This is a genomic window from Oribacterium sp. KHPX15 (assembly GCF_900107835.1).
GTDB lineage: Bacteria > Bacillota > Clostridia > Lachnospirales > Lachnospiraceae > Oribacterium.
Map to the genome: position 1 here is coordinate 21,319 of NZ_FNRG01000007.1, position 14,190 is coordinate 35,508.

Annotated in this window: 11 protein-coding genes; 2 read left to right on the forward strand and 9 right to left on the reverse strand. The window is 43.8% G+C overall.

What is annotated here, in order from left to right; genetic code table 11:
* Positions 1–106: 106 nt before the first annotated feature.
* From BLV86_RS06225 to BLV86_RS06255, 6 genes are all read right to left on the reverse strand, one after another.
* A complete protein-coding gene (locus tag BLV86_RS06225; RefSeq protein ID WP_090815684.1) occupies positions 107–2,149 on the reverse strand; it encodes a HelD family protein in 2,043 nt (680 codons plus the stop codon).
* Between the two features lie 97 nt (positions 2,150–2,246).
* Entirely contained in the window at positions 2,247–3,275 is a 1,029-nt protein-coding gene (locus BLV86_RS06230; RefSeq protein WP_090815686.1) for a GTP-binding protein, read from the reverse strand.
* A 71-nt stretch (positions 3,276–3,346) separates the two neighbouring features.
* A complete protein-coding gene (locus BLV86_RS06235; protein WP_175456455.1) occupies positions 3,347–4,147 on the reverse strand; it encodes a sigma-70 family RNA polymerase sigma factor in 801 nt (266 codons plus the stop codon).
* A 137-nt stretch (positions 4,148–4,284) separates the two neighbouring features.
* The gene (locus BLV86_RS06240) at positions 4,285–5,757 is read right to left on the reverse strand and encodes an SseB family protein (RefSeq protein ID WP_090815690.1); all 1,473 of its coding nucleotides are present in this window, start codon (positions 5,755–5,757) and stop codon (positions 4,285–4,287) included.
* A gap of 395 nt (positions 5,758–6,152) precedes the next feature.
* Positions 6,153–6,998 carry an HAD-IIB family hydrolase gene (locus BLV86_RS06250; protein WP_139297887.1) on the reverse strand — a complete coding sequence of 282 codons (846 nt, stop codon included), beginning with the start codon at positions 6,996–6,998 and terminating at the stop codon, positions 6,153–6,155.
* Positions 6,999–7,605: 607 nt separating this feature from the next.
* The gene (locus BLV86_RS06255; protein WP_090815696.1) at positions 7,606–9,612 is read right to left on the reverse strand and encodes a methyl-accepting chemotaxis protein; all 2,007 of its coding nucleotides are present in this window, start codon (positions 9,610–9,612) and stop codon (positions 7,606–7,608) included.
* 158 nt (positions 9,613–9,770) lie between these two features.
* On the opposite strand from BLV86_RS06255, the gene BLV86_RS06260 reads away from it, so the two are divergent.
* Together BLV86_RS06260 and BLV86_RS06265 are read left to right on the forward strand one after the other, a co-directional pair.
* The gene (locus BLV86_RS06260; protein ID WP_090815698.1) at positions 9,771–10,295 is read left to right on the forward strand and encodes a cysteine hydrolase family protein; all 525 of its coding nucleotides are present in this window, start codon (positions 9,771–9,773) and stop codon (positions 10,293–10,295) included.
* A 26-nt stretch (positions 10,296–10,321) separates the two neighbouring features.
* Positions 10,322–10,678 (forward strand): helix-turn-helix domain-containing protein, encoded by a 357-nt coding sequence (locus tag BLV86_RS06265; protein WP_090815701.1) that lies wholly within the window; start codon positions 10,322–10,324, stop codon positions 10,676–10,678.
* 119 nt (positions 10,679–10,797) lie between these two features.
* Here the strand turns inward: BLV86_RS06265 and BLV86_RS06270 are convergent, their stop codons facing one another.
* From BLV86_RS06270 to BLV86_RS06280, 3 genes are all read right to left on the reverse strand, one after another.
* Entirely contained in the window at positions 10,798–11,202 is a 405-nt protein-coding gene (locus BLV86_RS06270; RefSeq protein ID WP_090815702.1) for a hypothetical protein, read from the reverse strand.
* A gap of 51 nt (positions 11,203–11,253) precedes the next feature.
* Positions 11,254–12,303: a class C sortase gene (locus BLV86_RS06275; protein WP_090815704.1), complete on the reverse strand. Its 1,050-nt coding sequence runs from the start codon at positions 12,301–12,303 to the stop codon at positions 11,254–11,256.
* A 110-nt stretch (positions 12,304–12,413) separates the two neighbouring features.
* Positions 12,414–14,045 (reverse strand): SpaH/EbpB family LPXTG-anchored major pilin, encoded by a 1,632-nt coding sequence (locus BLV86_RS06280; protein ID WP_090815815.1) that lies wholly within the window; start codon positions 14,043–14,045, stop codon positions 12,414–12,416.
* Positions 14,046–14,190 lie beyond the last annotated feature (145 nt).

Consider the following 14,190-nt stretch of genomic DNA (forward strand, 5'->3'; position numbering starts at 1 on the left):
ATGAGCATGAGCGGGCAGGCATGGAATCCCAAGGTCTGGCCGGTTTTTGGTTCTGTCTTCTATGATCGTGGGCTCCGCATGAGCATGAGCGGGCAGGGATCAGCACTTATTCACTTTTCATCAGCGGTGAAATCTCGCCGTCTGATATTATGATAAGCTTTTCCGTCGCTCTGGACATGGCGGTATAGAGTCTGTGCCTGAAAAGTTCCCTGTCCGGGTATTCCCTTATGTTCACATCCGGAAGGATAACGGTATCGAACTCCAGTCCCTTGGCAAGCTTAAGTTCCATAAGGATAATGCCGCTCTTCGGGAGCTTCTCGTAATTTTTCACCACATGAGGCAGCTCTTCACCGAGATTCCTGGTCATCATGTTGATGCCCGACCGGTCCTGACAAATGATGGCTGTGAGACCCTCTGTCCGGGTGTTTTCGGCTATGACGGATTTAAGTTTTTCAACGTACTCCTCATGATTCCCGAAGGCAAGGATCTCCGGCTCGATGCCCTCTCTCTGAACAGAATTTGTCTGCACACTGATCTCCTTTGGAAGGAGCCCCGTAAACAGAGAGGTTATCTCCGGTGAAGAACGGTAGCTGGTCATCAGTGACATATGGGTGACTTCTTTTCCCTGTGAAGTAAACATCCTGCTAATGTCTTTGAACTTAGCTGTTCCGCTGTGTATGGACTGGAACTCATCCCCCAGCATCATGAAGTGGGCATTCCTGAAATACTTCGTCATGACCATAAGCTGTGCTTCCGTATAATCCTGAACCTCATCCACGATTACATAGCGGGTGTTATGGTCGCTGTAGCCGATAAGTGACATCTTGAGATAAGTAAACTCCGCAGGTGTCAGATCATCCTTACCCAGGATCTTCTTACCGATGCCTTCGATGTCAAGCCAGCTGAGATTTTGGATTTTTTCCTGAACTCCACCAAACTGGTTCTCATCCGGATCAAAATCTTCGAAACTAATGTTGCCGAGATCCAGCTCTTTATTCTTATTCTCGATCTTTTTGGCATTTTTCTTTGCAAGTTCCTGAAGATCTTCTATTGCTGTCTGTATGATCCAGGCTGTGGAGCTGGAGCTTCTGTACTTACGAAGAACCCCGGCGATCTGCTTTTTATCAAGAACCTTTGCGTGCTTGAGATTGATTCCATGGATGAAACGCTCGTCTATCTTAAAGCCCTTAAGTCCTTCATCAATCTGTCTGAGGGAATCCGCCTCCGTGATATCCGCTTCCCCGAGACTCTTGACACCGATGGTATCCAGGAACAGTGACCAGGTCATGGTATTGGGGTTAGCCTCTCCCATTTCAGGCAGAACGTTATCGATGTACTGCTGGAAAACCGGGTTCAGGGTTATGAGACACACCTGATTCGGGCGCAGATTTTTACGTCTTCTGTAAAAAAGATAGGCTATTCTTTGAAGAAGCACAGAAGTTTTGCCGCTTCCTGCGATACCCTGAACCAGTAAAACCGGGACATCCGGGTGCCGGATGATGGCATTCTGCTCCTTCTGGATGGTTTCGGTGATGGACTGCATCTTATCCGTTCTTTTTCTTGTAAGGGAATGAATAAGCAGCGGGTCCTCCAGTGCGATCTTTGTATCAAAGTAGGCCTTCAGAAGGTTCTGTTCAATGTCAAACTGCCTTCTGAGCTTTAAATCCACAGGGATCTTTCTGTCATCAACAGAATAGAAGGTCTCTCCCATCTCCTGATTGTAGTAAACCTCCGCTATAGGGCTTCTCCAGTCAATGACTACGGGCTCGTGATCTTCATTGGACACAGAGGTGGTGCCGATATAGTAGGACTCATCTTCGGTTTCCTCCGGGAAACGGACATTGATACGGGCAAAGTAGGGCCTTGGCAATAGCCTGTTGACCTTTGAAAGAGCTGTGCTTACAGTACGGCTGCTGATATTAAGCTCTTCTACAGCCCGGCTCATAGTCTCAAACTCTATGAGAGTTTCCTGAGCCTCTTCTATACCGACAAAGTCATACTGAAGGTCGTCACTTACGGTATTTTTCTCTTCCTGGGCCTGGTTCTGGAGATCAATGAGTTCTGCCTCCATCTGAGCCTTCATATTCGTAAGCTTGTTATAAAGCTTTGTCAAATGATTCTGTTCTTCTTTAAAAATATTGTCCTGCATTTATTTCTTTCCTGAAAAATGTATGTTGACAGTAATATATCTTTGGTTAAAAACCATATGCATAATGATGCCTGACCCGGATGGCCGGTTTGAATGTTTATACCGTGACTGCCCCCGGGAAATAACCGGAAATTAGTTCTTTGTTAAGCTTTTCTCCTATGACGATGAGGACATCCTGAGCCTCTCCTGATACAGGTTTTATTTCAATGTTTTCGACCGTGGCATTAATCTCCAGAGAAAGGTGGTCTTCACTCGTACTGTCTTCGTTCCGGGCATCCATACCGGGTTCATAGGGCTTATCCGCAGCAGCTGTCCCGGTGTAGTTAATAAATCCCTTAATTCTGAAGATACTCCCGGCTTCCTTGTCTTCAAACAGTTTTGAAATCTTTTCCCGAAGCTCCGTCTCCGTCGACCTATAGTAAAGATAAAACAGTGACTGATAATGATCATCGTCTGAAGAAAGCTTTACATGAGAAGCATTCACGAAGCCGGCATTCTTTATGCTTTCAAAATCCTGATCCGTAAGCTCCTCCCAGGGTTTTGCCAGAATATCCTTTTGATCGGTGAAGCGCCTTTTACACTTAAAATGCTCCATGGAAGCATTAAGGTAATTTACTGCATCCCGGGTTACCGTAATTATGTTAGATGTGCTGTCAAGCTTGCTGATCAAAATCTTTCCGGCTCTTGCAGCTTCTGACATAAGAAGGTAGCGTGATTCCTCAGACATGACGGTTGATGTGACCGGATCCATAACCGTGATAACGGAACCTGTCTCATACCATTCGTCCAATGGACTTTCGTAAAGTGTGTCGAAGAACTCATCCACATCGTAGATGCCGCTTGGCTCAACGATGACACGGGTGAATCCCAGCATCCGGATGCTTATGAGCTTCGTGCGGAAGCGTCTCTTGTGAGCTTCTGCCCCGTCACCTCCCACAACCATCTCAAGCTCGCAGTTGGGACCAAGCAGGTCCTTAAGCAGAACCATGTCAATGTTTATGGCGCCGTAATCATTCTCCAGAATGCAGACTCTCTCGCCCTGCTCTATCAGGTATTTCGCATATTTTTTTATAAAACTGGTTTTACCGGAACCAAGGAATCCGGTTATCAGGTCAATCTTTAGCATGGTGATGTTTTAGCTGAATTCTCAGGGTGATCATTTCCTGTCAATAGTTATCAAAGCAGCAGGAATCCGGTTCAGTCCAGTTCCTTTCGGAGTTTTCTTAGGGCTCTCTGTTCTCTCTGCCTTATGGCTTCAATGGAGACATTGGAAAGTGCTGCAATTTCCTTTAAAGTGTGCTGTTTTCCGTCATAAAGACCGTATCTCAGTACCAAAGTGTCACGTTCGTCATCGGAAAGTGTATTCAGGGACTGGTACAGCTCCTGATGGAGCTCGTGCTCCATAACGATCTCTTCAACATTATCAGGGGAAATGGTCATATCCCCAAGCTCAGAGGTTTCGTCGTCCTCTTTTCCGACTTTTTTGTTAAGAGAGGTTGCCCCCAGAACCACGTTGTTAAGTCTGAGACATTTGCGAACCTCTTCTTCGGAAAAACCGGAGTCTTCCATGATGGCATGGATCATGTCATCACCCAGAAGATGCTCAAGATCACGTTTCCTAAGGATGCTCTGAACCTTGAAGATTCGTTCCAGCTGATGATTTGAAAGACGGATGCCGAAGCCGGCATTGTAGATTTCTTTTACAATGCTGTCGCGGATCCAGTAAACCGCATAGGTTGAAAACTTTGCTCCGTAGGAAGGGTCATAGCTTTGAGAAGCTTTTATAAGACCTATCTTTCCTACACTTTCCAGATCTTCATGGCTAAGTGTATGGTTGGACAGATTCACGTAGTTACGGACTATCTGCAGGATAAGTCCTTTATTTTTCTCACAAAGTTCTGCTTCCGCATTTTTTTTATCAAGATTTTTCTGAATGCGTTCCACAAGCTTTAAGTTTTCGTTTTCCAATGCCTGATAGTCCAGGGTTTCCTTGTCCAAATAACACCTCCGGATTTGTAAAGGTAATTTATTTATTTTAGCATTTATAAACTAGCGTGTGAAGAGCCGGAGGGCATCCCTTTAAACGCGGGTCGTTTGCTTAACGCGTTTAAAGGAATGCCCTCCGGCTCTTTTTATCATTTACGTCTTGCGCTGAGGTCAATTACGTTTGAGGAATCTGCCTGAGGCTTTGGGGCAGTCTTTATGCTTGCGGTTGGAGCATCTGCCTTCGCAGCAGGCTGACCGTTAGGAGCCTGAGCTCCGGGGCGGCGCTCGATGACCATGCCAGCACCCTGAGGGTTGATGACCATACCGTTGTAGTTTGCTATAAATCTGTTAATGCCCTTAAAGTCAGCACGGATAGGCTTGAAAGTCGATTTGCCAAACTCCTTTGAGTACTCGAAGATATCTGTGTATACAGGAAGCATGTTCTTTCCGTTTATCTGAACTACAGGCAGTTGTATACGGCGGTTTTTCTTCTGTGCTTCGGCAGCTGCAGTATCGGCATCCTCTGTAGACTGCTGAGCGGCAGCTGTATTTTCAGGAACATCAGCCGGCTTTGCAGTGCTTTCACTTTCACTCATGTCTGGAGCTTCCTCAGAAGCTTCATCTATTGAACGAAGAGGAACTATGAAATTTGACTTAGGAACCAGCTGCATGATGCGGTTAAACTTGGCCTTAAGTATATCCTGGCGCTTTCCATAGTTGACAGGCCACTTAACTTCAGCCACATAATCAATAAGGGCAAAGCTGAGAGCCGGGTTGTATGGAGGAATCTTTTCGGGATCTTCGTTAATGTAGAAGGGCGCTGAAATCTCACTTCTGCGGAGGAATCCTTTGTACCATCCGTTATCAACGATGACATTCTCAAAGCCGAGGAAGTACATGAAGTCAAATATCTTGAGCTGTTCTTTTCCCTCGATTAATTCAGTTTTTGCTGACATTCCGGGAACTGCGATCACTCGTGTCTTACGGAGCTGATCATCGTAAAGCTTTGCTGCAATGTTTGCGTGCTCCTCATCGAGGTACATCTGAACGTAGCCTCCGTCCAGAAGAGGGTAGCCGGTTCTGGCATCATAAATTATGTAAAGCTTTTCTGCGGCACGAACCATATTAAGGAACTGGTTACGGATCTTCTGATGATTCTGCTCATAATTCTCAAGAGCTTTCATTCTGTTGGCGGTAACCATGGCTACTTCCAGGAAAAGGATTTCCTGGAGGCTCAGATCCTTGAGCATCTCTGGCTTGAGCTCCGGCTCATATATAAGCTTTCCTATCTCATCCTTACGTTCTTTTGTGAGAGGATCATCGATCTGAACTGTTGCCCTGGGCTTTTCCTGTGGTGCAGCCTGTTCATCAGCTGTTGTATTCTCAGCCTCTTCAGTCTCTAAAGAAGCATTCTCTCCACCGTTCACAACTGTAAGATGAGGTTTTTCTTCAGGCTTCCGAACAAAAAGGTTTAATGGCATGAGCTCCGGCCATGTAAAATCCTTGTGTTCTTCTTCCTGTCTCTGAACAGCCTGATCATGCTGTTCCTGTTTCTGTTCTTCTATCTTCTGCTCGGCCAAAACCTTTTTCTTATTTCCGTTTAAAAAGTCAAATAATGCCATTTCATATGCTCCTGTAGATTTATTTTGCGGATTCCGTGCTCTATCTCATAAGGTAACAGAACTTCATCCAACATCTGTACTCTGTGAATCAGATTTACATATTTTCTAAAGTTTCCCTTTGTTATCCACCAGCGCTGTTGTTCTCTTTTGCCTTCGCTTCTGCCAAGCCGGATGTATTCAAGCTGCAGTTGCCCTGCTTGTCTTAACAAAGATTCATGTTCAAGCTTTTTTTTGGTATATAAATCTCCGGTCATCCTTAACCTCACTCACATGAGACAATATTATAACAAAAAAGCCGAAAGCTTGCATTAAGATAATGCAGACTTTCGGTATAAAAGAATTTGTCGCAGCATAAGGACACACTGAAAAAAAGGTTCGCTTCGGCTCCTTTATGGTTAAATCAAATTCAGTTCTTTCATGGCATATGCCACGCCGTCCTCTTCCACGTTTTTTGTGATGAAGGGGTCGAAGGCTTCAAGCTCCTTTGCGTGAACGCCCATGGCGATATTGTTGCCGCAGGCCTTAAACATCTCGATATCATTGGTGCTGTCACCGAAGCTGTAGGCATCCTCAGGGGTGAGGCCAAGGTACTTTAACATACGGTCAACGGCATTACCCTTTCCGTGACCCTTTGGAACCATTTCGAAAAAGCCCTTGCCACGGTCAATGATATGGAAAAGTCCGGCAAATTCCTGACGGAAGCCCTCCATATCGGATGCTTTGTGACTTGCGAAATCCAGACCCTTTCCGTTTCCCTGACCGTCGTCAGTCTGGATACAGAACTTTGAGATCTCATAGTCACCGTCAAAGGGTGTGGGATCCAGGGCATCATCACCGGACAGTGCGTTGTAAAACCTGTCGTAGTGAGCCTTAAAACTCGGGTGATCCTTTAGCAGGGACTCTGAGGGGTTGCTGTGCCAGCCGGCTCTGCCCTCCAGTAAAACCAGGATGCCGTATTTATCTGAGGCCTCAATAACACGGGCCTTCACATCCTTTGATACTTTGTAATAGTAAACAGAGGCACCTTCGTATATGAGTTCAGTGCCGCAGCCGCACAGGAATCCGTCCACTTCCACCAGCTTCTGCACAGCTTTCAGCATACCGATGGTGCGTCCGGAATTTATAAAAACTTTGTTTCCAAGTTCTCTTGTTTGTTTAATGGCAGTAAGGGCGCTTTCCGGTATACTTCTTGTCTTTTCATCCAGTAAAGTGCCGTCTACATCAAAGAATAATGCTTTCATAATAAAAAAATCCTGTCTTAAAGATAAATGTTTTGAAGTGCAATAAAAAACGCTCTTGCTCCTCAGATTATAAGGAACAAAGGCGAAATAATAAAGAACAAAGATAAAAATATAGTAGCTGTGGATGCCAAACTCGTCTGCCACCCACAGCCATTGCGCAGCGCCCACACATTCCTACACGCAAAGGCCTGCTTTAAACACATAATGATAACTACGATAAAGTTTCTTCGCGGTTTTACAGTACACAAAAGTCCGACAAGTAAGATAAAGGGAGGACAAACTTGACGGACTCTTGTATTTCGAACTGATGCCATTGGATTGGTCACATCAATTACTGTTTTAAATCTATGACGCTATTGTATCAGAGGGTTAATCACAAAAGTGTCACAAATGTAAAGAATTTTGCGTTTTATTTAAAAAACTTACAAAATTTTTACTTTATGTTAAATATATCGACAGATAAGCTCCGAATATTACCCCCTAAAGCGAAAAAATTCAAAAAAATTTCGAGATCCACCAGTGACGGTTCTCGCTGGCGAGAACCGTCATTGGTGGATCAAAATACAAGAAGGAGGGGATTTCCCCTCCTTCCCGGTTTACAGCACTGTCAAAGTGAGAACTTATTAACTTCTTCGTTAAGGACATTAGCCTGTCTGGTAAGCTCCTGGCTGGCTGCGGCACTTTCTTCAGCGGTAGCAGCATTGGTCTGAACAACGCTGGAAATCTGATCGATGCCCTGCTTGATATCATTGAGAGACTGCTGCTGATGGTCTGTTGCCCTGGTGATCTCGGCAATAAGCTGAACAGCCTTCTCGGTTGATTCCTGAGTACTCTTGAGATACTCTGCGGTCTGGATGGTGAGCTTGTCACCGGTCTGAACTGCAGCGATAGTCTCGGTAATGAGGTTGGAGGTATCAAGTGCAGCAGTTGATGACTTACCGGCAAGGTTACGAACCTCGTCAGCAACAACTGCGAAGCCTTTACCTGCGGCACCTGCTCTTGCTGCCTCTACCGCAGCATTAAGCGCAAGGATATTGGTCTGGAAGGCGATATCATCGATGGTCTTGATGATGGTTGAAATACGCTGAGACTTATCAGTGATATCTTCCATTGCCTTACGAAGATCAATCATCTGGGTGTTACTTGTATTGATCTGCTCTTCTGCACTGTGGATCTGACCCTGAGCAGTGCGGGCATTTTCTGCCATGCGGATAGTCTCATCATTGATCTGATTGATCTCGGCTGACAGCTCTTCAATCGAACTTGCCTGTTCTGTAGCACCCTGGGCAAGACCCTGAGCACCGTCGGAGATCTGAACTGCTCCACTGTCCACAAGCTTTGCAGAATCCATGATAGATCCGATAATGCTTCTAAGCTGTGTAACCAGCTTATCCATGTTGACCTTGAGCTTGGCAAACTGACCGACATATTCGCGCTTTAATTCAACATTAAGATTGCCTTCGGAGACTTCTGAAAGGGCTCCGGAGATTTCATCGATATAACCCTGATAATTCTTGAGCTGTTCTGTTGTCTTGCTGAAAGCAACGGCAAGCTGACCGATTTCGTTCTGAGACTCTGTAGGAAGGTCAACATCGAAGTCGCCCTCGGAAATCTTGACTGCCGCAGTTGTAACCTTACGAAGAGGAACAGTGATAACTGTGCTTATAACTGTCAGAAGTACAAAGATGATGACAGCTATGATGATAACCATGATAATGATGCAGACTCTCTGGAATGCTCTGAGTGATGCAAGAACATCTGCCTCAGGAACTGCTGAATAGAGAACCCAGTTTGTATTTGGAACTTCGGAAGCTGCTACGTAGTAAACGCTCTTACCGTTCTTAAGCGAAATCGGCTGATCCGGCTTAACCTTTTCTACTGCCTGTGCAAGAAGAGCATCTCCGGATTCCGAAACAAGCTTACCGTTAACAGAAGGATCCGGATTTCCAAGGATCATTCCGTCAGCAACAATTGCGGAAATACCGGTCTGCATAGGCTTCATAGCTGCAGTTTCAGATGCAAGCTCGTCAAGGAAAATGTCTATTCCGGCAACACCGGTCTCACCGCTCTTTAAGTTCATCTTTCTTATGAAGGATACACAAAGAGCGTTGGTCATGGCATCAACGTAAGGCGCTGTTATGGTGAAGGAAGTCATATTCTGATTGAGGGCATCCTGATACCATCCTCTGGATCTGGGATCGTAATCAGCCGGAACCTCTGTATAATCAGCATAGAACATACCACCGTCTTCAAATCCGGTGTAGATTCCCTGATTCTTGAGGTCACCCATATTGTTTGAGCTGCTCATGAAATCCTGATATTCTTTCTTATTTGCGAAATCTGTGGATTCTGCAGATTTGGCGAATGCTTCGCCTCTTGCAACAACATTCTGCACTCTCGCACCGAATTTCTCAGCATTGTAATCTGATTCTGCCTGGAGCACATTTGCCGAGAGTGATTTTATCTGGTTTTCTGCCTGCCCGCTCAGAAAAAGGATGATAAATACGATACTCACTACGATGATGGGGACAAGGATAAGAAGAAGTGTTGTGCTTATGCGCCTCTTTGGTCCCTGACCGGGGTCTCTCTGAAATCTTTCTGTAAATGCCTTCATGTTACTCTCCAATTCATAAAAATTTTGCCAAATAATTACACGTTCATTTGTAGACTAAAGATAACTTCGGCAAATTTTACGATTTTATAACGAAAATTCTTTTTTGATATAATATTTGTCGTATATTAAATATAGTAGTTGTGATAAAGGAGGGAGTTATGAGAAAAATACTTGTTGTCGTAGATATGCAGAAAGATTTTGTAGATGGGGCACTGGGTTCGAAGGAGGCTGTGGCTATAGTTCCTGCAGTTGTGGAAAAGATCAAGTCCTATTCCATCAAGGATGTTTTTGTGACACGTGACACACATCAGCCGAACTATATGGAGACTCAGGAGGGAAAGAATCTTCCGGTGGTGCACTGCGTGGAAGGTACTGACGGATGGCAGCTTGATTCCAGCGTGGCACAGGTGGTTGAAGGTGCAACTTTTATCAACAAACCTACCTTCGGTTCTACCGTTCTGGCGGACACTATCAAAGCAATCAGTGAAAAGGAAGACATTGAGATCGAACTTGTCGGGCTTTGTACTGACATTTGTGTGGTTTCCAATGCTCTCCTCTTAAAAGCCTCAATGCCTGAGGTTCCTATTTCGGTAGACCCTCTGTGCTGTGCCGGAGTCACTCCCGAAAAGCATGAAGCTGCCCTTGAAACCATGCGTTCATGCCAGATTTATGTGAAATCTTAGTAAAATTAATTGTCAAGGAGGAATTCATGAAAGCATCGTCCAACACACTTATTCCTGAACGGTTAAAATCTGCCAGAGAACAACTTCACCTTACTAAAGCAGAAGCAGCAAGGCGGATTGGGTTAACGGCTGCTTCCTATGTCAGATATGAGTCCGGAGATCGTAGTCCTTCCTCTCAGGTTATTCAGTCGATAGCGGAAAGTTTGGGAACTTCAGTTGCGTATCTTACCGGTGGAACGGATGATATAGCACCTGATGTGATTAGTGTTTTCAAAAATGATGCTCCACTCCTGTTTGAACTATTAAATGGAGTACAGAACGCTGATGAATCAACTATACAGAGGTTGCTCAGCTATTATGATCAGATAAAGAATAAGGATTAACAAATATTAGTAATTGATAGTGAAGCGACTCCCAAAAGGTAGACATTAATCTTAACTTTTGGGGGTCGCTTCACTGAACGGTTATTTTCTAAAATATAGTTTAAGGGCTAACTGTCAATTTATAATCTATCAAGAAATATATTTCTTTCAGACATAGGAATCTTAAGTGCATCCATAGCTTGATCCACAGAGAGCTTTAATGTTTCCATGAGGTTTTTAATATTATTCAGGGTTGTATCAATGTGCTCTTCTTTTTTTGCTTCTTCGCGCATATCTTCCATCACTTTACACACGGCTTCCACTCCTTCCTCTGTTTCTTTAAAATATCTTGTTCTGTCTGCTAGTTCTTTATTTATCATATCATCGGGATCTGAGCAAGAAAAATCGTGCATCAGATTTCCGATTTCGTCATCACCGCGGTAGGTACCATTTATGTAAAGAATATATGATCCATCATTAAAGATTTCTCCGGTCGCCATATTCATACGTTCTATGTCATAAATAGCTTTTCTGACAGCAATCAAAAAGAGCCTGGGAGCATCCGTTAAATTGATGCTCCCAGGCTCTTGTGATATTTACTGTTCTGATGAACTGTTATTTTCTTTTTCAGGAGTTTTTTTATCTTTCTTCTTCACCGGAGCAAAGAGCGCGAAGCCCAGGATTAGTACTGCGCATACTGCGAATGCTATCGGAACCCAGTCCGGGATAGCTCTGCCCTGATCCATGGTGCTGTTGTCGGAGGTTACAGTGGAGGCAGCAGCTGAGGTCTTCTCGTAGGTAGCTTTGTACTCCTCTTCTGTTATGGTTTCTGTGTGCTCGCCTCTTACCAGCATACGATGTGTATTGACTCCGTAGGGGGTACAGGTTATCAGTGTGCAGTAGTCCTTTCCCTCCACGATATCTATCATGTTTGCTTCTTCAGGAAGGACGATGTTAATGTTATCGACCTGATAAACAAGCACCTTATCCAGGATATGAAGGAAGAAGCAGTCTCCTTCTCCCACTTCATCAAGTCTTGTAAAGAGCTTTGCGGAAGGCAGGCCTCTGTGTCCGGAAAGTACAGCGTGGGTACTATCTCCGCCTACCGGAAGTGATGTGCCGACAATATGACCTACTCCGATCTGAAGAACCGCTTCGTCGGTTGTGTGGTAGATGGGAAGCTCCACATCAATCTTTGGAATGGTGATGTAGCCCATAATCCCGGAACCGTTGATGTCAAGAGTTGACATATACTCTTCCATCTCTTCATCGCTTGGATTATAGCGATCGGCCCTTGACAGCAGATCTTCATTATACTTAGTGGCAAGATCACGTATTTTTTTTAGTTCTCCTACATCAGTTGTTTTTAGCTGGTTTGTGTAGCCGGAAATGGCTCTTGACTGATGCAGAGCATTCCACTTCTCGCTGATGGTAGGGTAAAGCAGAAGCCCGATGCCCACAATCATGACAAGCACGATTATTACCGTAATTATGTTAGATGTTAGGCGATCCTTTTTCTTTTTGGGGGATTTTGTTGTTTGGGGTTCGTTAGGTCCTGATTCGGTTTTTGGTGAATCTACAAACTCAGTAGTAGGAATACCCGTATCTTTTTGAGTCAGATCTTTGTTCTCTGTAGTATCATTCATTTATCTTTTCACCCGTTAAATAAGAAATTAGATTTTGTTTAGAAAAAGAAGGCGAAGGACATGTCCCCCGCCTTCAATATATTATTCGTCAAAAGTTATGTTGTGATAAATTATTCAGCATCCTTTTTTCTCTTGATGAAGATTGCTGCTCCACCGCCGATTACGAGGATACCACCAATTACATAAAGGATAGTTGTACCCATACCACCGGTGCTTGGAAGAACGGTGCCGGACTGGTTAACGATTGCGCCGGCAACAGCTGCCTTATCACTGGTATATTCGTGTGTCTTTGTATTGTCTGAATCCTTAACAAAAGTAAATGTACCACCATTTGCATTAGCCTGGAAATTTCCACCATCAGCGGTCAAGCTGGTGATTTCTGTCTCATGTTCCGCAGAAACTACTATTGTTACGTCATCAGCCTTATTATATCCGGTAGGAACCTTAGTCTCTGAAAGGATATATGTACCATCATCGATTCCGTCAAATGTGAAACTGGTTAATGTACCATCGGTATTGGTCCAGACATTAACAACCTTGTAATACTTATTATTTTCTGTGAAGAACTCACCTTCAACAGCAGTAGATTTTTCTTTTGCAGTAACACCTTCTGGAAGGCTCGCATACTCTTTGTAAAGGGTAAATCCAGCTCCTGTAAGTGAGTTATAATCAGCATCAATCTTATCAACATCAATTCGGTATGTGAATGTCACAACTGTATTTTCAGGTGTCTTTCCACCTTCTTCGCCATCCTGATCGCTGTTAGGATTGTTGTCATAAGTAATCCATGATTTATTGAGATTACCGGGATTTCCGATAACTGCATTTTCGTTAAGAGTAGCATCATACTCGACTCTTATCACGCTGCTATTAGTAACACCAATGGTAGTCAGATTAGCATATGTGAAGACAATGTCAAAAGTATCGTTATCCGTAGTAGCAGTTACAATATTATAGTTGGTACTTGCAAGTGCAGTCTCACTGTTATCAAGGTAAACTTTTACAGAGTCTTTGTTAAAAGTAAGACCAGAATCCATCTTATCATGGAATGTCAGATGATAGGTCTTGAAATCTGTATAGTTTGAAGGAAGGGTAGCTGTCAGCTGATAAGGCACCTTATCGCCGATATCATAGTCAGAAGTTGCCTGCCATTCTGTGGTATCACCGGTAGAATCATTTGTGTCTTTGATCTTCTTATCCGATGAAGGCTTATCACTCTTCGGAGTAATAGTGAGGTCGGAATCAAGAACAGACATGAGATATAAAGTATATACTTCTTCAGTATTATTTAAAGAGCCATCCTTATCCTTAATGAGGTAATAACCTTCTTCCACTGTGGCAGAGGATTCAAGGTCTTTGCCTATTGTAGCTATAGGGCTTGTAAGATTTACAAACGGAGCAATATTTTCAATATCATCCTGGTCATTCGTACGTGCAGCATCAGCCAAAGCTGTAAGAGTTTCCATGTCAGCCTGACTAACAGCATCTCCAATAGTACGGCCTTTTGTATTAGAGCCGTAAGTAACGTTATTTAAACCTTTCTGACCATTCTCCTCACTCGTGTAAGCATTACCTGTGAAAATCTGATAAATCTCATATATGTGAGTAGTATTTGCCGGTGCATTAATTTTGTGAGTAGTTGTTGTCTGTGTTTCAGCATATGCAACTACACCTGTTGTTGCAACATTGCAAAATGTCATTCCTGCAGCAAGAGCTAAAGCTATAAATCTGTTCTTCTTCATTCTATACTCCTATAATTTATTAGTTTTTTCCCTCAACGAGTCCTAATATACCCCATGTGATATTAAATCGAGACTTAAAAAGTGATAAAAAATTGCTGATATAAGTAAATTGTTAAACATTGCCATTGGATTGTTAAAATCCATC

Bases quoted from the DNA above. Each gene is read 5' to 3' on its own strand.
- BLV86_RS06225 (WP_090815684.1), bottom strand. From the start codon at position 2,149: ATGCAGGACAATATTTTTAAAGAAGAACAGAATCATTTGACAAAGCTT.
- BLV86_RS06230 (WP_090815686.1), bottom strand. From the start codon at position 3,275: ATGCTAAAGATTGACCTGATAACCGGATTCCTTGGTTCCGGTAAAACC.
- BLV86_RS06240 (WP_090815690.1), bottom strand. From the start codon at position 5,757: ATGGCATTATTTGACTTTTTAAACGGAAATAAGAAAAAGGTTTTGGCC.
- BLV86_RS06250 (WP_139297887.1), bottom strand. From the start codon at position 6,998: ATGAAAGCATTATTCTTTGATGTAGACGGCACTTTACTGGATGAAAAG.
- BLV86_RS06255 (WP_090815696.1), bottom strand. From the start codon at position 9,612: ATGAAGGCATTTACAGAAAGATTTCAGAGAGACCCCGGTCAGGGACCA.
- BLV86_RS06260 (WP_090815698.1), top strand. From the start codon at position 9,771: ATGAGAAAAATACTTGTTGTCGTAGATATGCAGAAAGATTTTGTAGAT.
- BLV86_RS06265 (WP_090815701.1), top strand. From the start codon at position 10,322: ATGAAAGCATCGTCCAACACACTTATTCCTGAACGGTTAAAATCTGCC.
- BLV86_RS06275 (WP_090815704.1), bottom strand. From the start codon at position 12,303: ATGAATGATACTACAGAGAACAAAGATCTGACTCAAAAAGATACGGGT.
- BLV86_RS06280 (WP_090815815.1), bottom strand. From the start codon at position 14,045: ATGAAGAAGAACAGATTTATAGCTTTAGCTCTTGCTGCAGGAATGACA.